This window comes from Knoellia sp. AC549 (assembly GCF_979258975.1).
The window spans coordinates 1,131,904-1,150,523 of sequence record NZ_OZ409890.1; the positions used below are offsets into that span (position 1 = coordinate 1,131,904).

At 68.5% G+C, this 18,620-nt stretch carries 22 protein-coding genes; 3 read left to right on the forward strand and 19 right to left on the reverse strand.

Annotated features, from left to right (window positions below; genetic code table 11):
- Positions 1 to 13: 13 nt before the first annotated feature.
- The 9 genes from ACZZ98_RS05500 to ACZZ98_RS05540 all read right to left on the reverse strand — a co-directional run bounded on the left by ACZZ98_RS05500 (position 14) and on the right by ACZZ98_RS05540 (position 7,271).
- Complete coding sequence (locus ACZZ98_RS05500) at positions 14 to 922, reverse strand: type II secretion system F family protein (protein WP_463515297.1); 909 nt, start codon at positions 920 to 922, stop codon at positions 14 to 16.
- Positions 922 to 1,791 (reverse strand): type II secretion system F family protein, encoded by an 870-nt coding sequence (locus ACZZ98_RS05505; RefSeq protein WP_463515298.1) that lies wholly within the window; start codon positions 1,789 to 1,791, stop codon positions 922 to 924. Before ACZZ98_RS05505 ends, ACZZ98_RS05500 begins: the two co-directional genes overlap by 1 nt.
- Positions 1,788 to 3,338, reverse strand: coding sequence for a CpaF family protein (locus tag ACZZ98_RS05510; RefSeq protein WP_463515299.1), 1,551 nt, complete (start codon positions 3,336 to 3,338; stop codon positions 1,788 to 1,790). The genes ACZZ98_RS05505 and ACZZ98_RS05510 overlap by 4 nt, the downstream gene beginning before the upstream one ends.
- Positions 3,335 to 3,976, reverse strand: coding sequence for a hypothetical protein (locus ACZZ98_RS05515; RefSeq protein WP_463515300.1), 642 nt, complete (start codon positions 3,974 to 3,976; stop codon positions 3,335 to 3,337). The genes ACZZ98_RS05510 and ACZZ98_RS05515 overlap by 4 nt, the downstream gene beginning before the upstream one ends.
- A gap of 154 nt (positions 3,977 to 4,130) precedes the next feature.
- Positions 4,131 to 4,829: an SAF domain-containing protein gene (locus ACZZ98_RS05520; RefSeq protein ID WP_463515301.1), complete on the reverse strand. Its 699-nt coding sequence runs from the start codon at positions 4,827 to 4,829 to the stop codon at positions 4,131 to 4,133.
- 14 nt (positions 4,830 to 4,843) lie between these two features.
- On the reverse strand, positions 4,844 to 5,749 hold the full coding sequence (locus ACZZ98_RS05525; protein ID WP_463515302.1) for a hypothetical protein: 906 nt from the start codon (positions 5,747 to 5,749) through the stop codon (positions 4,844 to 4,846).
- The gene (locus ACZZ98_RS05530) at positions 5,743 to 6,129 is read right to left on the reverse strand and encodes a hypothetical protein (protein WP_463515303.1); all 387 of its coding nucleotides are present in this window, start codon (positions 6,127 to 6,129) and stop codon (positions 5,743 to 5,745) included. Before ACZZ98_RS05530 ends, ACZZ98_RS05525 begins: the two co-directional genes overlap by 7 nt.
- Positions 6,130 to 6,570: 441 nt before the next feature.
- Positions 6,571 to 7,023, reverse strand: a complete 453-nt coding sequence (locus tag ACZZ98_RS05535) for a helix-turn-helix transcriptional regulator (protein WP_463515304.1) — start codon at positions 7,021 to 7,023, stop codon at positions 6,571 to 6,573.
- A gap of 113 nt (positions 7,024 to 7,136) precedes the next feature.
- The gene (locus ACZZ98_RS05540) at positions 7,137 to 7,271 is read right to left on the reverse strand and encodes a hypothetical protein (protein WP_463515305.1); all 135 of its coding nucleotides are present in this window, start codon (positions 7,269 to 7,271) and stop codon (positions 7,137 to 7,139) included.
- Positions 7,272 to 7,462: 191 nt separating this feature from the next.
- Between ACZZ98_RS05540 and ACZZ98_RS05545 the strand changes: the two genes are divergently transcribed.
- Positions 7,463 to 7,603 carry a hypothetical protein gene (locus ACZZ98_RS05545; RefSeq protein ID WP_463515306.1) on the forward strand — a complete coding sequence of 47 codons (141 nt, stop codon included), beginning with the start codon at positions 7,463 to 7,465 and terminating at the stop codon, positions 7,601 to 7,603.
- Positions 7,604 to 7,807: 204 nt separating this feature from the next.
- A complete protein-coding gene (gene tcmP, locus ACZZ98_RS05550; RefSeq protein ID WP_463515307.1) occupies positions 7,808 to 8,818 on the forward strand; it encodes a three-Cys-motif partner protein TcmP in 1,011 nt (336 codons plus the stop codon).
- Positions 8,819 to 9,025: 207 nt separating this feature from the next.
- On the opposite strand, the gene ACZZ98_RS05555 is transcribed toward tcmP, so the two are convergent.
- The 10 genes from ACZZ98_RS05555 to ACZZ98_RS05600 all read right to left on the reverse strand — a co-directional run bounded on the left by ACZZ98_RS05555 (position 9,026) and on the right by ACZZ98_RS05600 (position 17,246).
- Positions 9,026 to 9,772: a DUF5131 family protein gene (locus tag ACZZ98_RS05555; protein ID WP_463515308.1), complete on the reverse strand. Its 747-nt coding sequence runs from the start codon at positions 9,770 to 9,772 to the stop codon at positions 9,026 to 9,028.
- On the reverse strand, positions 9,765 to 10,082 hold the full coding sequence (locus ACZZ98_RS05560; protein ID WP_463515309.1) for a DUF4244 domain-containing protein: 318 nt from the start codon (positions 10,080 to 10,082) through the stop codon (positions 9,765 to 9,767). Before ACZZ98_RS05560 ends, ACZZ98_RS05555 begins: the two co-directional genes overlap by 8 nt.
- A gap of 139 nt (positions 10,083 to 10,221) precedes the next feature.
- Entirely contained in the window at positions 10,222 to 10,875 is a 654-nt protein-coding gene (locus ACZZ98_RS05565; protein WP_463515310.1) for a class F sortase, read from the reverse strand.
- 156 nt (positions 10,876 to 11,031) lie between these two features.
- On the reverse strand, positions 11,032 to 11,448 hold the full coding sequence (locus ACZZ98_RS05570) for a hypothetical protein (protein WP_463515311.1): 417 nt from the start codon (positions 11,446 to 11,448) through the stop codon (positions 11,032 to 11,034).
- Between the two features lie 217 nt (positions 11,449 to 11,665).
- A complete protein-coding gene (locus tag ACZZ98_RS05575) occupies positions 11,666 to 12,328 on the reverse strand; it encodes a type II secretion system F family protein (protein WP_463515312.1) in 663 nt (220 codons plus the stop codon).
- A complete protein-coding gene (locus ACZZ98_RS05580; protein WP_463515313.1) occupies positions 12,325 to 13,053 on the reverse strand; it encodes a type II secretion system F family protein in 729 nt (242 codons plus the stop codon). The genes ACZZ98_RS05575 and ACZZ98_RS05580 overlap by 4 nt, the downstream gene beginning before the upstream one ends.
- Entirely contained in the window at positions 13,050 to 14,273 is a 1,224-nt protein-coding gene (locus ACZZ98_RS05585; RefSeq protein ID WP_463515314.1) for a TadA family conjugal transfer-associated ATPase, read from the reverse strand. The genes ACZZ98_RS05580 and ACZZ98_RS05585 overlap by 4 nt, the downstream gene beginning before the upstream one ends.
- The gene (locus ACZZ98_RS05590) at positions 14,270 to 15,001 is read right to left on the reverse strand and encodes a CpaE-like family protein (RefSeq protein WP_463515315.1); all 732 of its coding nucleotides are present in this window, start codon (positions 14,999 to 15,001) and stop codon (positions 14,270 to 14,272) included. The genes ACZZ98_RS05585 and ACZZ98_RS05590 overlap by 4 nt, the downstream gene beginning before the upstream one ends.
- A 569-nt stretch (positions 15,002 to 15,570) precedes the next feature.
- Positions 15,571 to 16,431 (reverse strand): Fic family protein, encoded by an 861-nt coding sequence (locus tag ACZZ98_RS05595; RefSeq protein WP_463515316.1) that lies wholly within the window; start codon positions 16,429 to 16,431, stop codon positions 15,571 to 15,573.
- Positions 16,428 to 17,246 carry a thioesterase family protein gene (locus ACZZ98_RS05600; protein ID WP_463515317.1) on the reverse strand — a complete coding sequence of 273 codons (819 nt, stop codon included), beginning with the start codon at positions 17,244 to 17,246 and terminating at the stop codon, positions 16,428 to 16,430. Before ACZZ98_RS05600 ends, ACZZ98_RS05595 begins: the two co-directional genes overlap by 4 nt.
- 124 nt (positions 17,247 to 17,370) lie before the next feature.
- Between ACZZ98_RS05600 and ACZZ98_RS05605 the strand changes: the two genes are divergently transcribed.
- Positions 17,371 to 18,564, forward strand: a complete 1,194-nt coding sequence (locus ACZZ98_RS05605) for a sensor histidine kinase (protein WP_463515318.1) — start codon at positions 17,371 to 17,373, stop codon at positions 18,562 to 18,564.
- Positions 18,565 to 18,620: the final 56 nt, after the last annotated feature.

Sequence of the window (18,620 nt, forward strand, 5' to 3'; positions counted from 1 at the left end):
GACGTGAACAGGTTCAGGACCCCTCCATCAGTCTGAGGAGGGAGGGTGCGACGAGGATGGCGAGGAAGATGACGCCGAGCGCGCTCATCGGTATCGACATCTGTTCGCTGCTCTCGTTCGCCTTGGTCTGCTCGGCGTTGAGCATGGCTGCTCTCATCCCGGCTGATCGGGCTCGCAGGCTGGTGTAGATCTGGGCACCCTCTTCACCCGAGAGCCGCATGATGTCCGCGAAGTCATCGAGTTCGGGCAGTCCGAGTTCGTCGCTCAGGTTGTGTAGCGCCTCCCAGGGCGTCACCCCTGACCACCGCGTCCGGGCGAGCTCTTCCCCGAGGCGGCGAAACACCCAGCTGTCGCCCACTTCCGCTGCCAGTTCCATCGCCTGTCGAGGACCGGAGCCGCTGTTGCGCTCCAAGGCAACGAGCTCGATGTAGGCACCCAGCGCCCAGTTGAACTCGACGCGGGCCTTCTTGGCGTCATCGCGGGCGTTGTAGTCCGGGAGGAAGAAGAACGCCACCGCGCAGGCCAATGACGCAGCGACAGGAAGGATGATCGGCAGACCCAGGCCGATGGTGGCCAGCATGAGCCCAAACAGCGGGGGGATCGTCAGTCCCAGCAGGGCGAACAGGATCTTCTCCCCGTAGAACCGGCTGAGCGGGATCCGCAGGAGAGCCAGTTCCTTGACGGGCGCCTTTCCCCAGGTTCCCGCGGGGAGTGTCTTCATCCCCCAGCGGCCGAGCCGGTCACGCGAGTCCGTGGCCGTGGTCGAGGCCTCGCCGGGCTCGCCTGTCGTGGCGCGTGGTGAGAGCCGTTCCAATGCCTGGCCCAGGTCGGGGTCTGCCGGAGCCAGGCGCCACAGTAGGAAGACCGCGCCGAGACCGAGCAACGCACCTCCGGTGATCGCCAACTGCAGTCCGGTCAGCATCAGTTCGCCGCCTCCTTCGCGGCCGCCCCGATGAAGCGAGGCAGTTTGCCGCCGATCGCCATCCGCTTCATCCAGATCAACGTGGCGACGTAGAGGGCCAGCAGGGTGAGAAGGATCATCTGCCCAAGGGGGGACCGGTACGGCTCGATGTAGTCGCCGTTGAGGGCCAGGAACCCGAGCACTCCCAGGGTGATGAAGGTGACGGCTCGCGCTGTCGCTCGTGGCTTGGCCCGGTCGGCCTCGATCTCTCGGCGGGCCCGGACGTCGGCGGCAACGGACTCCGCCAGTGCTTCCAGGACGGCCGCGAGGCCGGCGCCGCGGCGCCGGGCGGCGAGGATGAGGTTTGCGGAGATCAGATCGCCGGTGGCGTCGTCGGCCTCGTCGGCGAAGGCCCGCAGTGCGTCCTCCGTGGACCACCGGGCGCGCAGCCGGGAGGCCAGGCGCGCCACTTCGGGGCGGATCTCGTCGGGTGTCGAACGGAGGGTCGCGATGAGGGCCTGCTCGAGGCCCGCGCCGGCGGTCAAGATCCCGGAGAGGGACCGGGTCCATTCCTCCATTGCTTGAAGGCGTTCGATCTTGTCGTTGGCTTCTGGCGATGACAGCAGCCAGGGCAGGCCTGCGATGAGGGCAGGAACAAGGATGACCGCCACGACCCACCCGGTGAGGATGGCCACCAGGAGGCCGACGCCAGCCCCGACGAGGAGCAGCTTCTGGGAGCGCTTGGTCATCGACTGGACTCGTGCCATCCCGGGCAGCCTCCTTCGGGTTGGTGCGGCCGCCTTCTCGGGTGTGCCACGCACACCGACGAGCACGCCGATCGCACCGGCGACGATCAGTGCGGCGGCCAGCGCGGGGACGAGCGGTGTCATGACGCAGCTTCCCCGTTCTGGGCGTAGAAGGCGTTGAGGTCGAAGCCCCACAGCTCGAGGTCGCGGTACTCATCGGGCATCACTGAGGGCACCGCCTCGCGGCGACCGGGCTTGGTCTTGAACACGGTCTGGGAGGAGTAACCCGTTTCCCTCTCGCCAGGCGCCACGGTGATGATCTCCTCGACCCACCGTGCGAGCTGATAGGCGTCGTCACCGATGGGGCTCTTGTCCAGGTGGACGTGGACCACGATGTCGACGTTGGCCGCGATCTGGCGGATCGAGTAGTCGTAGGTGATCTGCGGGCCGGCCTCGAGGGCGCAGGTGACGAGTTTGCCAAGTGCGCCGACTGCGTTGCGGGCGTGAGTGGTGCTGATCGAGCCGTTGGAGGATTCCATCGCCTTGAACATCGCCAAGATCTCCGGCCCGCGCACTTCGCCTACAATCTGGCGGCTCAGGTTGAACCGGAAGCTGTCGACGAGGCATTCGGACAAGGTGACCTCGCCCGCCTGCCGACCGTCTGCGCCACGCTCCCCCGACCCGGGCCTGGCCTCCCAAGGGAAGACGATGTCGTGCTGTTCCTTCAGCTCGTGCAAGAACAATTCGTATTCGGTCTCGAACGTGCCGATGATCTCGCGACGGGGAATCTCGGCGCACAGGGCCCGCACCAACGTGGTCTTGCCTGCACCCTGTGCACCCGAGACCACGATGTTCTTCCCGGCTTTGACAGCAGCTGACAGGAAGGATGCGGCGGTGACGGTCAAGGTTCCGCGCTCAACCAGATCGCCCAACGTCACCTGGCGCAGGCGGTGGCGGCGAATCACTACTGAGGGGTATGGGTGAACCCACGCGGTGGCCGCGAGCCGGGCACCGCCGTCCAGCCGCATGTGCAGGCGTGGTTGTGCCTCAGAGAAGGGGCGTGGGTTGGATTCCGACCGTGACGCGAGGAAGACCAGGAAGTCGATCAACTCCTGGTCATTCGTCGCGACTGCGGGTCCTCGCACGAGTCGTCCGTCGCTGTACTCGAGCCACACCGACTGTGACCCAGCGATGATGATGTTCTCCACGAGGTCGTCATCGACGAGCGGCTGCAAACGGCCCAACCCGAACAGGGCGTCGTCGAGGGCCTTGGCCATCTGTCCCTGCTCGGCGAGCGTCCACGAGTCCTGCCCTGCCGTCATCCGTGCGGCGGACTCGTCGTTGAGCAACTCGAGGATGATGGCGCGCCCACGTTCGCGCTGCACGTCGCGCGGCATGTGTGCCCGGTCCTCCCCCAACGCTGTGCTCAGCCGCTCCGACGCCTGTTGCCGCAGCGTCGCGATGAGGTCCCAGTCCAGTTCGCTTCCACGTCGCTCTGCCGCACGACGCAGCGATGTGGGCTCCCTGGGCTGCTCCTCATGCGATTCGGTGTCTGCGGCTTCGTCCTGAGGCGTCATCGAGAACGTGCCACGGACCCTGCCGCGTCGCAGAGGAGCGGGCTCTCCGAAAATGGGCAAGGCCGTCGGATCGCCCGGGTTATGGGAGCCGGTCCAGTCCGCGTCCTGGGTCATCGCGAACTCCCAACGGGTTGGACGGTGAGGTCCGCACGGTTGGCCGTGACTGTGGCGGTGATCGCGGTCTGTGCGGCTCGCAGGCTGCGCACGAGCGGTGACGAGTCGAACTTCTTGGGCGCTTTGGCGCCCTTGGCGAACACTGCGGCCGCGTCGGGATCCCACGCCAGGCAGGCGGTCACCGGCAGCTGCAGGACCTTACGGACCTCGCGCGCCGAGTACGGGTCCCCTACACCGGCCATCAAGACACCCAAGGACGACAGGCCACCTGTGCGCTCGAACCCGTCCCGCAGGGTTGCCGCCCAGGACCTTGCGCCCGACAGGGAGACCAGGTCAGATCGTGTGGTGAGCAGGCAGAGATCGGCGGCATACATCAGTGGTTCTGCAGAGCCGACCAGCCCCAACCGGCCCGCGTCGACGATGACGTCCTGCCCGGTGCGCTCAAGCGACTTCAGCGCGGCCGCCAGCGGATTCCACAGCCCTGTCAGAGTCGGTGCTTGAGCGTGTGACCGGATCCCTGAAATCAGCGAGACCTGCGTGCCTTCGATCGGGCTTGACGTCTCCGAGATGGCCTCGACCAGATGCCCGTGACGGTTGGCCAGCGCAAGGTCGAGCAACGAATCGGCCGGGGGAACCATCCCACGCAGGTAGCCCGCGTGGATCGCTGAACCACCTGTCGGGTCTGCGTCCAGGAGTAAAACCGGACGGGGCCATGTCACAGCCAGGCCGACGGCCGTCGCAGTGACACCCGGAGAGGCAGAGGCTGATACCAGGACGATCAGAGCCATGACTTCACCGCTCCCGACTGTCGAGCACGAGGGCTACTTTGCCCGTGGCCGCTCGCGCAGCCAGCTCACCGGCCACAGCCTCGGGGACTTCCACGGCCACGACCGTCTTACCCTGATCGGCCCCAGGGTGCAGACCCACCACCGTGGCCTCGATCTCAACCTGCTTGCCCTCCGTAACCTCACCCTCCTGCCCCGGGGTGGCAACAACCCTCACCGTGTCACCCGAACGCAGCGGCTCCCCCGGCAGCAGGGACGCAGGAAGCGCGACACCGACAATGGATTTCCCTGCGGGCGGGATCGTTTGGCCAGGCGCCACCGCAGCGGCGGTCAGCAGACTGCCCTCAGCGAGATCCATCGTCGCTCGCCTCCCAACCAGTCCAGCCAGGTCTTCGCCCGGGATCGTCTTCAACGCCGGATCGACACCCACACGCACGGTCATGAGGTCCTCACGCACGATCACCTCGCCGCGCTCAACCGTGCTGCGAACCGCAACAACATGCTGCGCGTTACTTGTCGACGACCATGCCCATGCACCCAGCAGGGCGCCCAAGCAGACCGTCGCCACCGAAGCCGCGATCAACGCCGGCCGGCGTCGCAGCTTCGGTGCGGGTGCAACCTCCGAGACCGGATCCAGCTCACCACGCCGACGCCGACCACCCTTCTCCACTGGTGCCTCCTGCGCACGGTCAACCATCGTGGCCATCTTTGCCCCCTTGCTCATTGGCTCAACACCTGGCTTTCGCCCATGGCGATGTTGGTCGTCCTCGAGAAGTCCAACGGGATGGTTCCGCTCTGCCCGATCCCGGCCCACGCCACCGTCCAGTAACTCGTTGCCGTAACGGCATAGCGCCCCTGGCGGGTGTAGGTGTGCCCGCACGTTGGAGAACTCTTCTTGCCGTACTTATCGGCGTAAGGCGTCCCGCGACCGGTGCAAGTCACGGATGTGCCGTCGCCCATCTTCCACACCGTCTTCGTGACCTTCGCTGTGGCCGTCACACTGAAACCACCTGCGGACGCAGTCCGGGTGATCGGTCCAATGGTGCTGTCGCTGGGGGCGTCGACCCACATCCATGTCGGCATCCCGACCACACCGATCCGACCCGGGCGACCCTCCGGGACGATGCCGATCTGCACTGCGCTTAGATTCATCATCGCGATCGCCTGCCGGGCAAGCACCCGAGGGTCTGGAGGTGCAGCGGGACCGCCAGGAGGGGCGAGGGACCAGAAGTCATAGCCCACGACACCGGAGAGCCACGGGTTGTAGCAGAGGTAGATTCCCCCGTCGGGGTAGTTGCCTTGCCAAAGGGGGTGCGCAGGAGGGTAGGTCGCCTTTGAGTCACTGACGTAGCAAAGATTCTGGTTGCTCCAGTACCCGTGCTCGCTCTTGCAAGGAATTTCTTCCTCCGCCCACATGCACTTTTGCACGGTGCCTGCGCCTGTGCCTGTGCCCGTACCCAGGCCGGTGCCCGTGCCCGGGTTTTCTGGTTCGGTCACGACGATGATGCATTGCCCGGTGTACGGGTCGCGCGTGCACTCAACTGGTGGGGACGCGATCGCCACACCATCAGTCGAAAACAGAACCGCCATCAAGACAAGCGCGACTTTGACGCCCCCGCTCAGCATGGTCTCCCCTTGAGCAAATCCTCCACGACAAAGAACTGATCACCGTCTTGCTCGACCTTGTAGGGGTATCGAGTCCGGGGCGGACGTTCTGCTGTGACAACGGACTTGCCGTCCTTGTCCACGACGTTCACCTTGCTGACGTCCACACAGGCGGTGACCTCGTAGAGCTTGGTCTTCGCATCGAGGACTCCAGGGGACGTTTCCACCGTCACCCGCCCTACCGTTTTCGTACCCTTGCCCCTCATGATGGTCAGGTTGCGCTGCCACTGTGCCAACGCCTGACCCCGCGCCACGGCCGAGAGCTCAGTGAGTGATGCCTGAGGATTCGCGGCCAACTCGTCCTGCTTTGCCCAGAAGGCAACTACGGACTCGCCGGCCAACCTCGCATTGCGCTGCTCGACTGTCTCTGAGCTCGTTGGCGATGAACTCGGAGTGCTCGTCGTCGACGTTGAGGTAGTCGGAGAGGTCGAGGTGGGCGGTGAGGGCTCATCCGGGCTGCAGGCAGACAGGCCCAAGGTCCCGGTCAGAAGCAGAACCACCGGGACCAAGCGCCCGTTCTTACGAAACTTCGTCATCGTGTTCCACTCCTAGATCTCCATGGGCTTAAGCCGCGAACGTCCTTTGGGCGGTCAGACTACGGGGAATCGATGCGATCACACTAGTGCACTTGCAGCGCATAGCGCCACCGATGTCGCCGCACCGGTGGGTCGTGTTGGTCATCGTCATAAGCCCTCGCCCCGCAACAGGGCTCCCCCCTGCTGTTCGTTGTCTTACCGCTCTATGGCACCACAAATGCACCTATGGCGCATGATCGAGCGTGGCTAGCCGAGGGGGTCGCGTGTGGAGCGTCGTGCCTGGTTTAGGGCGTCCGCCACCGCGGCAGGAGTCGCCTTCACTGCTTCTGCGATGCGGGCCAGTGCGGTCTCGGGCGGCAGGTGTTGAAGACGGCCGGCTTCCCATCTTTGGACGCTGGCCAGTGAGAGATGGGCTTGATCGGCAAGTTGCCGCGCACTGAGCCCGGCGAGAGTGCGCAGACGACGAAGGTCCTGCCCCCGCGTCGGTGGGGTGAGGAGGACTGCGGTCTCGACGTCCAACACCTCGGCCAGGCGAACGAGAACGTCAGGTCTCGGCTCGGAGGTGCCCAGCTCCCAGCGGGAGACCCGCTCGCCGCCGGCCACGCCAATCAGGCGCGCCAGCTCGTGCTGGGTCAGGCCCTTGCGTGTGCGGGCGAGACGCAAGGCTGTGGGATCGGTGAGTGAGTCGGGTTTGCGCATGTCGGCAACACCCTATGGCTGGGTCAGGTCGACTCGCGCCCCGTTGGCACGACACTTCTCCACCAGTGCGCAGATTCAGGCCGCCCCCGACTGGCGACGTCTTCTCGGTCCTCTTACCGCCACACGACCTCGGGGGCTGCGATGACTGTGGCGGCGACCTTGGCGTCTGTCGGCAGGTTCGCGGCGTTCGCCGCCGCCGTCGCGGCCTCACGAACGGCCACAAAGCTCTTGTGCTTGGTCGGAGTCATTCGAGCAGTGACTGGGGTGGCAGCAGTGCCGCTTATTCTGTCCGCCCGGAATCAGGCCCTCGGATGGGTGGACTTGGTTGAGAGTTTTATCAACGACAGCCTTCGACTGGCTCTGGCAGGTCCAAGCTACGAGTTGCCTGACCGGCCGGAGCTAGTGGTTGTGGCACCCACTCAGAGGCTGAGCGGCCGCCATGACCGACCAGACCAGTCCCCAGTCCGTCGCCGTCCGCCTGCACCAGCAGCGACAGGTCGGTGAGTATTGCACCTGGGTCGACGTCGTTTCGAGCATGGTCGTGCTGCCGCGCGGACCTGAGCCTGCCCGCACCCGGTGAGTTATGCCGCGCACGCGAAGGCCCACTTTTGCGTCCTAGCAGCCATCGGCCAGCGGTCGCCCCCCGGATATGTCAGTGTGACGTGCACTCGCAACGTTCGTGAGCGACCGCGCAACCTAGGCAGAGGGTGTAGATGTCGAAGATCAGGGGGCCCATGGGGCGGGAACGGGCGCCGTTGCTACCTAACCGTAATAGGCAATTCGCATGACCGCGACCGAGGACTTCTTCACGCGTAAGCAAGCCGCCGCCGTGCTGAAACACGGCGTGGTGAGCCGCTACCCGACCATCTTTGCCTCCATGGCCGGATACAGAGAGGCCGAGGTTGTCCTCTACGACGCCTACGCTGGTCCCGGCCGGTACGAGGACGGTTCCAAGGGGTCACCCCTGCTGCTCGTGGAGACCGCCCAGCGGATCAAGGCGTTTCGCAAGGTGCGACTCATGTTCAGTGAAGAGGACATGGACACACACACCGAACTCCATCGAACGTTGACGGAGGCCGCCGGCGCCGAGGTGCAGTGGGATGCGGATGTGGGCGAAGTAGAACAGTGGGCCGCCGCGAACGTTCGAGAGGCCGGCGACGCCCCCATGCTGACCTTGCTGGACCCCTTCGGCGTTGGGCTGAGCTACCGCGTCTTGACCGAAGTGCTCCTCGGTCGACCGGCCAAGCTGAAGACCGAGGTGCTGCTCAACATCAACGTCGAGAGTGTTCGGCGCATAGGTGGGTTTCTGCGTGTCCCGGAGGAACAGAGGCCCCCTGGGGCCGAGAAAACCCTGTCGCATGTTGATGGGTTCCTTGGAGACCGTTGGTGGCGTGAAGACTTCCGCCGGGTACGCGACACCTCGACTGCAGCCGTCGCAGCGATGCACGTCGTCGACGAGTTCTGCCGGCGGGTGCACGACGCGACCAACTTTCATTCGTTCAAAGTCCCGATCCGTCGTCGACCCGGGCATGAGCCACTGTTCATCCTGACCCTCTTCTACCGTCACGACGCGGCACCGTGGAAGTTCAACGACAGCGCCTCGAAGGCCAACCGTGAGTGGCGCCAAGCGTGCCTGGAAGAGGACCTCGAACGAGAGCTCAGCAAGATCCCGATCGAAGAGTCGCTGTTCGGCACCGAAGAGGACAACCGTGCCTTGATGCGACGGGCCAAGCTTCCAGGCTTGGGAAGCTCAAGAAATCGCCCTCGAAGCCGAGTGGGTCGACACCATTGCTGACAACCTCGAGGTACTCCTCGGAGAACGCCCGTTCGTCAACCTCGGCACAGAGATGGTCGCGGTCTACGGGAGCACCCTAGGGTTGGCGCGCGAAACTCATGTCCGACAGGCATGGGACGAACTCGATCTCCGTCGCGTGGTGCTGAAGCGCGACGTCACGCGGGACTACCACAAGGGCACGGTTCACCGCCGGCCTTCGACCCACGGCTAACCGACGACAGCCGTGGGCATCTCGTCCCACAAGCGACCGTCGAGTTCACGCCCCAGATTTTTCGGGGTGCGGCCTCCCCACTGCTTGAAGAAGAACGGGACCTCGGCCGCGACGCAGTCATCGCGAATACCCCGAGCCCACGAGACCTCCATAGGGCGGTAATTCGGGCCGGACTCGCCACCAGCTATGACCCATCCGATCCCACCGAGGTTGATCCCACCCAGTGGCCCGAGCAACGGTTCGCAGGACAGGAACCGCACCTTCGCGGGGACCTCCCGGAGTGCGTCGACACGGTCGAAGTACTTCGCGGTCTCGACGGACACACCCAGCCACACGTTGTCCGGCCAAGGGAGGCCGTCGGCGAGCCGAAGGGCTCTACGAGGTCGCTTCGTAAGCACTTGGTAGGTGTGGCGTGGCGTGGCGGCCATGACGTCGAACACCTCGCGGATGAACGGCGTAGGCACCCGCGCGTGGAACAGGTCACTCATCGAGTTGACGAACACAACCTTGGGTGTGCGCCACCTTTTGGGCTGCTCGAGTGCGGCAGGGTGCGTGGTCACGCCGAAGCCCGGACCGCTGGTTCGAGGGTCTCCGTCGTTCTGGTACTTCGGGGCGCCCATCGCCTTGAGGCGCTTGGACAACGTCAGGGCATAGCAATGGTCGCAACCGGGAGAGACCCGGTCACATCCAGTGACGGGGTTCCAGGTTGCCTCGGTCCACTCGATCCCCGACTTGTCACCCATGGATCCATGCTAGCGGTTCGAACGCATGTTCGATCGCGTATCGCGACCCCGTCTCGGCCCCACGATGTGACCTCGTCGCCGAAGACGCTTGGCCCCGGTCGTGTCGGGGCCTCGGCCGACTATGCGTGCCCACGGCCAGCAGGCGGGACGGTCGGCCGGTACCTACCGACTTGGCGGCTTGGCCGAATGGTGACTGAGAAGTACGCTGCGAACATGCTGCGAGCGTGCCCACGGCATACTCGGCGGTGGTCATGCCGGCCTCAGCCGATTCCTTGATGCGCACCCAACGGCGCGAAAGAGCCTGTGTCACAGCGGATCTCCTCGATCAGTGCGGGGCCTGTCCCCGCCTCGGAACGAGTCCAGCGCACTTCACGTGGGAGTACGACAGCGTCATCGACATCTGTGGACGACCGCGGTCCACACAGCTGCCTGTGGACGAGCGAGCCGTGTCAGCGAGCCTCGGCGATGGCGACGAAGTTCGCGACGCGGTGACCGTCAGCGCGGAATCCGTCGTCGTCGTCACAGGTGATGAGCGCGATCCGGCGAACCGACCCGTTCGCGCCCCAGACCGCCCTGTCGCGGCTCACTTCCTCCTTGGTCGCCACCCGCGTGGACGTGACCGTGTAGACCACCGGCTTGCCCCGGGCATCGACCACCGTGACCGCGGCACCGTGCTTGATGTCCTTGAGGTTCGCGAAGACGTCGTCCTGCCTGCCGTCGACGACATGGCCGGCGATGACCGCCGTCCCTACCTCACCGGGTTGGACCCGGTCGTAGCCTGTGATCCACGCCAGCACTCCCGGCGGCGGGTTGACGACTCCGTTGACGGCTGAGGTGCGCGTGAGAGTGCCGCTGACGTCGATCGTCGGAGCGGAGAAGGTCATCGGAGTCGAGGTCCCGGGCGATGCGGTCTGCGCGACGGAACGGGTCGCCGCAGACGGAGGCTCGGTGTCACGAGCGCAGCCCTGGGTCAGGGCCACCGCGGCGAGCAGGCTCAGGCCGACACCACCTCGCACAGCCATCGCGCGGGCAGACGAGAAGCGGGTGGAACCGTGGAGCCCCACCGGCAGCCGAGGGCGCTCAGCCACGTGGCTCGACGTCACGCTCCTCCGCTCTCGAGAGATCAGTGCTGTCCCTTGCGGCGGACAACCAGGACCGAGGCGCCGACACCGGCGAGCAGCGCAGCGCCTCCAAGGGCGATCGGCGTGGTGCTGGTGCCGGACTCGACGATGTCGGTCTCGACGATCGGGCCGCTCGGCTCACCGGGCGTCGAGGGAGTCGGGTCGGGCGTCTCGGTCTCCTTGTCGGCGTCGCAGGTGATGATGTGCGAGATCTCCTTGCCGGAGCTCGTCGAGCTCCTCACCCTCTTCGACCCCGACGAAGTCGTCGTCCTCGTCGATGCCGAAGACGGTGTTCTCGTCGTCGCCGGAACCAGCCTTGAGGACGACGATCAGGTAGTCGCCGTCCGAGACCCAGGCGCTGCTGTCGAGACCGGTGTCGTCCTTCTCGCAGACGGGGTTCACGAATCCCTCGTCCTCGAGGAAGGCCTCCCAGTAGTCGACCGAGTTGGTGTTGTCGATGGGCTCGGCGGTGGCCGTGGTGGCGAGGCCCAGGCTCAGCATTCCGGCGGCGCACAGGGCAGCCCCGCTCCGGGCGACGGTGGTCATGGTGCTCATGTCGAGGCTCCTCGTCATCCCGGTCCTCGAGACCAGAGATGCTGTGTGGCGATCGCCACGACCACGTCGGCCGGGCAGGGCTCATGGAGGCATGTCCCCATGTCTCTCTGCTGCGAACGTAGGTCGCAGGGCGACGAACCGATGAGCTTCTCGAGAAGCTGGGCTGAAGATGGTTCGTGCCGGCCATGCTCCCTGCACAGGAGGGCTACCCCACCCCTCACGATGCGCCCAGGCTCGACCTGGCCAGATGAAGGACGACGGGCACCACGGTCGTTCCGACGAACCCGGGCAGGAAGCACGCGCCGAGGGGCAGCACGAGGAGCACTCCCGCTCGCTGGACTCCTGCCTCGACCCGTGACGCCTCCTCGCGGCGCATCCGCTCGGCCGCGGCCAGGACGACCCCGGCCGGTGCAGCGCCGGAGCGTTCGGCGGCCTGCCAGGCGAGGGCTGCGGGACGCCACGCCTCCCCCACATGACGCCACGCCGTGGCGGCGTCCTGGCCCCATCGGTGCGCGCTCGCGACGACCCGCAAGTGGTGCGCCACCGGACCGTGGACCTGGCCGGCCACCGCTTCGAGGGCCTCGACCGGGCCAAGCCCGGCGCGCATCGCGAGCGCACAGAGCACCAGGGCGTCAGCCGCCTCGTCGACGGTCACTGTGGCGCCATCCACCGGGGAGGCCTCGCCATGCACCGGGGCGGTCGCGCCGTCCGCGGGGATGGTCAGGCCCTCTGCCGACCCGGCCGTAGCGTCAGCCGACGAGCCGGTGGGGTCCGTGGTCGGGCCGGGTTCTCCTGGAGGGATGGCCAACGACTTCCGTCCCGGCGGCCACAGCAGACACGCCAGCGTGAGGCACGTCAGGGCGACGACGAGCGGGGTCACGAGATCTCCGATGGTCGCAGGGCTCGCCGCAGGACCGTCCGGGACCAGAACCACCCGAGGCCGGTGAGCCCCAGGCCAACCGTCGCGGCCGCGAGGGCGGTCGTGGACCCATAGACCTCGGCCACCGGGAACCCGAGCACCACGGCGACAAGGGGTCCACTGAGCGGCAGCAGGGTGAGGAGCCACATCGAGGCCCGTGGACCGGCTGCGAGGACCGTGCGCCTGTCGTCGCTGGCCGTGCGCTCACGGAGCACTGCGGCAGACACGCGTGCAGCCGGTGCAGCAGCGACACCGAACTCGTCGGTCAGCTGCCAGGCGGCGGCGAGGAAGGCGAGGTCGCGGTCACCGTCGGCAGCCTCACGCAGGCAGTCGCCCACCCCGCCCCCGTGCGCCTGAGCGTCGGCGATGCGAGCAGCCAGATCGGCGAACTCTGCGCTCCTGGCGGCCGAGCCTCCCACCTCGCAGGCGAGCCGGGCCGCCTCTGCGGCTGGGAGCCCGGCATCGAGGCCCACCGCCGACAGCTCGGCGAAGTCGGCCACCCATCCCCGGCGCTCCCGGAGGAACCGCACCTCCCGCGACAGCATGGCACGCACCCTCACGGGCAGGGCGCCGGGGCGAGGGGCAGGTCCGACGCCCCCGGCCGGCCAGCTGGTCCGCGGCACCGGACGACCCCGCGGCCAGACGAGGATCGCCATGACCAGCAGCAGGACCAGCAGCGTGGTCATGCGACGTCCCGACGACCAAGATCCGGCGCCACGCCGTCGGGCAACCCATCAGCCGCCCTGAGGAGGATGTCGAGCTGAGCGGCTCCGGGCCCGCGACGCATCGCGAAAGCACCACCTCCCGGCGCCCCCGTCACCACGTGCGCCTCGTCGACCACGACCTCCGACCCGGTCCAGCGAGTCACGCCGACTCCTCGCACGAAGCGCACCGGACCGACACGCGCGACGTCGATGACGACCTGGATCGCGCCCCGCAGCTGCGCATGGACCGCCTCGCGGCCGAGCCCGGCCAAGGCCCCCAGAGCCTCCAGCCTCGCGGGCAGCTCCTCGAGGCCGTTGGCGTGCACCGTGCCGGCACCACCGTCGTGGCCGGTGTTGAGGGCCGCCAACATCTCGCGCACCTCGGCACCCCGGACCTCGCCGACGACGAGCCGGTCGGGGCGCATGCGGAGGGCCTGCCGCACCAGGTCGACCATGGTCACCGCGCCGACGCCCTCGACGTTGGGCATGCGGCCCTGGAGACGGACGACGTGGGGATGTGCCGGAGCGAGCTCCCTGACGTCCTCGACAACGACGATGCGCTCATCCGGCGCGCATTCGGACAGGAGCGCCCCGAGCACGGTCGTCTTGCCCGCCCCCGTGCCACCGACCACGACGAACGACGCCCGGGCCGCGACGACCCGGCGCAGCACGTCCGCGAGCTCGCCTCCCACGGCTCCCAGCCGGACGAGCCCGTCGACGCCCACCGGCTGGTGCCGTGGCACCCGCAGGCTGAGGTGCGTGCCGGACTCGGCGAGCGGCGGCAGGATCGCGTGCAGCCGCACCCCACCGGGTAACACACCGTCGACCCACGGCTGCGCCTCGTCGAGCCGTCGGCGGGCCAGTCCCGCGAGCCGCGTGGCCAGCGCCCGGGCGGCCGCGGCGTCCAGCCTCACCCCGGTCTCCTCGACTCCCCCGCCCCGGTCGACCCAGACCGCGCCGTCCCCGTTGACGAGCACGTCCGTCACCGAGGCCTGCGTGATCCACGGCTCCAGCGGCCCGAAGCCCAGGACCTGTTCCCGCAGCAGCGCCCCCTCGATGGCGGCGCCCTCGACACCGAGCTCCACGACCTCTCCGGTGACTCCGGCGATCGCCGACGCATCGGGTCCGCGACCCGCACGGATCGCCTCCTCGATGCCCGGCCACCGCGACGCCCCGGCCTGCACCCCCGCACCCCCGCTCATGCCGCGCCCACCCCAAGATGGTCGACGAGGTCGAGAACTACCCGGTCTGCGCTCTCCCGCAGTGCTCCTCGCAGGCCAGGCCACTCACCACGCTTGCCGTCACGGAGCACTCTGGCGTCGGTGCGCAGGTGCGCGAGATGGGCGGCGCCCAGGTGCTCGAGGACCTCGTCGAGCTCGGGTGCGATGCCACCGGACGAGCGGGTCACCAACCCGAGGCGTGCACCGGCCATCTCGCCGACATCGCAGATCAGGGCCTCCGTGTCGGCGAGCTGGCGGGCCTGCAACCCCGACACCACGTGGACGGCCTCAGCCCCGCCGATGAGCGACTCCGCCACGGAGGTGAGTCGGGGGAGGTCCACGACGACGGGCACCACACCGCGCATCGACGCGACGACGTCGAGCACCACCGAGTCAGGGACGGTTCCACCGCGCCCGCCCGCCGACAGCACCGGCACCTCACCACGCGGCAGGGCAGCGACCAGCCGCGCGCACGACGTCGTCCCACGCAGCCGCGCCAGGTCGGGCCAGCGCAGACCGGGCACGTGCTCCGTGCCGCACGTCATGTCGAGGCCACCGCCGCGGACGTCACCGTCGACGAGGACGCATTCGCCCAGGTGCAGGGACACGCGCCGCGCCAGCGCCGCCGCCCAGGTCGACGCACCCAGGCCGCCACTGGCTCCGAGCACCACGACGAGCGGAGTCGCGAGAGGAGAGGAGGAGGAAGTCATGCCCCGACCGTCGCCGGAGGACCCGGCCGCGCACCACCTCGTCGAGCCGATCTGTGGACAGGGGCACCCGGCATACCTGCCCTGTGGACAGCCGCGGAACCGAACTGCCCGGGGACAGGCGACGGCCCCGGTCGGGGGGATGACCGGGGCCGTCGGGCGGGCCGAGCCCCGGGGGGGAGAGGCCGGACCACCCGTCGCTACTACCCCGAAGGGGAGCGATGACTCCATCGTTGCTGATCCATCGTCCACACGCAAGGTGAACGTTGAAACTCGCACCAAATGACCATTCAACTACCACCCGGTCACGCACCGAGGACCACCCCGACGACGATGACGCCCCCGGGGGGAGGGGGCGTCATCCGCCGCGAGCGTGTCGGGCGACCAAGCGTGCGTTTCCTTTGCCGTCGTATCGGGTCAAGCCCGAACGGACCGGTCCATCAGTGGACTGCCCTCGCGTGGGTACCTGGTGCGTCTCGCGGTTGATCCGGGATCTCGGGTGGTTCCGCAAGGCCTGCCCGACAGGTCCTGTCTACTCCCCCACGGACTGCGCCACAAGACTTGACATTTCGTCAGGTCAGTCGGCCGGCGAGCACCGCGTCGGCGATCGACTCACCTTCGGCGGCGCCAGCGACGATCGCGTCGCAGCAGTGCGTGAGCCACAGACCGACGCCTGCGGCGTCACCGCGGGTGTATGCCGTGAGCCCACCGAGATAGGCCGGCCCACCTCCCGTGCCGTGCCCGGCTTCGGGGACGGCGACCCCGGTCGGGTCGAGGCCACCGGCCTGGATGACGGCGCGCTCAAGGGCGCGCGCGACCACGCCGTTGCCGCGGGTGAAGGGTCGCGCGGTGACGATCTCGGCGTGGGCGAGGCCGGCGACGACGGGCACGGGCAGGGTCGAGGCGCTGGCCAGGAGGTCGACGACGCGCAGCAGCCGCTCGCGCGCCTCGGTGGCGGGTGGCGCCGGGCCGATCTCGACGAACTCGCGGCAGTCCTCACCGTCACGTCGTGGCCGACCCAGCTCGTCGTCGGGGACGAGTCCGGCCGCGGCCGCGGTGTGGAGCCGGGCGAGCGCCTGCATCGGTGCGGTGAGGACGACGAAGCCCAGGCGCTCGGTCTCGGCGGTGGCAGCGACGACGCCGCGCATGACCTGCTCGACCGGGTCGGGGTCGTCGTGCCAGGTGACCGCGCCGCGCATGAGGTCGCGGACGATGTCGACGGACAGGCGGGCACCGTCGAGCTCACCGCTGGCCCAGGCACCGCGCACCCGTGACTCCGCAGCGGCCTCGGGGATGCGTCGGCGCAGCGCGTTGTGCCAGCGCAGCTGGGTGCAGGCCTGCCGGGCGGCGTCGATCTTCTCGGGCATGCCGGGCAGGGAGGCGAGGGCGTTGACGGCCGACGTGAGCTGAGCAGGGGTGTCCGACAACGTCATTCGCCCGTCGCGCTGTCGGGGGCGGCCGGCATACGTACGCCTGCGAGCTGGCGAGACTGCGCGACGACACGGTCGCGCGAGTCCCACACGACGGCGTCCTCCTCGAAGAGGCCGCCGATGACGTTGCGGGTCGTGATCCGCATCCGCAGCCATCCCGGCGCGGGGCGTGAGCGGATGTGCCCGGAGAAGGCGATCGTCGGTGCCCACCCGAGCGCGCCGAAGGTGAACGTCACCGGTGGCATCGCGTCGAGGAAGAACGGCAGCGACGCCACATCGGGTTCCCGGCCGTCGGCGAACCGGATCCAGGCCCGCATCTCGCCGTCCCGCGCCGGCTGGCCCACGGCCCACCCGACGGTGGCAGGGTCGATGCGCAGGTCGATGCGGTCGAGCAACGCGATCTTCTCGGCGAAACCACCCCGGGCGGCCGGGACGCACTGCTCCGGGTCGGGCAGCTCGGGAGGCGCTTCCTGGAGGTGGACGGGGTCGCTGTGGGCGTCGAGGTCGGCGAACGTCGCCGTATGCCGCAGGCGCACCTTGTCGTCCTGGCTCACCGTGACCTCGGCGGTGGAGAACGAGCGGCCGAGGCGCAGGATCTGGGTCTCGACGGTCGCCGGTCCCGGCTGGGCGGCGGCGAGGAAGGTCGCGCTGAAGGCGACGGCGTCGGTCGAGCTGCCCTCCGCCCGCATCGCCTCTGCGGCGGCCCGGGTGGCGAGCGCCATGAGGACTCCCCCGTTGACCGCCTCGCCGATGACCCACCCGTCGGGGAGCTCGGCGACGCCGTCGGAGAGGTGCAGGACATCGTCGAACTCAGTCATGCGCCGAGCGTATGTCGACCGTGTGCCGACGAGTCGGGGGGTGTGTGACGGGTCGCCTTGTCGTGGAGTCCCGACTCGTCACACAAGCCCCGACCGGTGCCCGGCCAACGCCTAGGCTCGCGGCATGTCGCCGTCCTTCCACGTCCCCACCGCCGTGGTCGTGGCGGGGGCGATGCTGCTGCTCGGCCTGGGCGTGTGGCTCGCGGGGCGCGGCCGGCGTCGCGGCTTCCTGTCGACGGTCGACCGGGTGACCTACGCGACGCTGCACACCGCCTCGCTCGCCTCGCGCCACCTCGCCGACGGGCTCACCCCTGAGGGAGCCGACCGCGCCGGCAAGCACCTGCTCGCGATCCTCGGCGCCAGGTCCGTGGCGATCTGTGACGCCTCGGGGCTCCTGGCCTGGACCGGCCCAGGCGACCACCACTCCGGCGACGCGCACGGGCACGCCGCGGCGACCCGCACCTCGGGGGCGTCCACCGTGCTCGCCGGTGGCGAGATCACCTGCAGCGACCCCGACTGCCCCATCCGGTCCGCCGTCACCGCCCCGCTCATCGCCGACGAACGCGTCGTGGGGACGCTCACGGCATACGCACCGACGGCGTCAGCCGGCCTGGCCCAGGCCACCGGCGAGCTCGCCCGCTGGGTGTCGGCGGAGCTCGACGTCGCCGAGCTCGGTCGCGCGCGCACCCGCGCCATGGAGGCCGAGCTGCGTGCCCTGCGCGCCCAGATCAGCCCGCACTTCATCTACAACTCCCTCGGCGCCATCGCGTCATTCGTGCGCACCGACCCCGAGCGGGCGCGCGAGCTGCTGCTCGAGTTCGCCGACTTCACCCGCTACGCGCTGCGCCAGGGTGGGCCGTTCACGACGCTCGCCGAGGAGCTGCGCAACGTCGAGCGCTACCTCGTGCTCGAGCAGGCCAGGTTCGGTGACCGCCTCCAGGTCTCCCTCCTCATCGCGCCCGAGGTGCTGCCGGTGCACGTGCCCTATCTCGCGGTGCAACCGTTGGTGGAGAACGCGGTTCGTCACGGTCTCGCCACCAAGGAGGGCGTCGGCCACGTGACGATCACGGCGTCCGACCAGGGGTCCGAGGCCGAGATCTCCATCGAGGACGACGGTGTCGGGACCTCGCCGGACCTCGTCCAGCGCATCCTCGACGGCCAGTCGCGCGCCGACTCCGTGGGCCTCGGCAACGTCGACGCCCGGCTGCGCCAGGTCTACGGCGACGAGTTCGGGCTCGTCGTCGAGACTGCGGTCGGGGCCGGGACGCGGGTCAGCTTCCGGGTCCCGAAGTACGCACCCGGGGTCCACGCGGACTAGGACGGCGTATGCCGCGCGCGACAGCTTGCGCTGCCGGCGCGGCCTCCGCCTCCTCC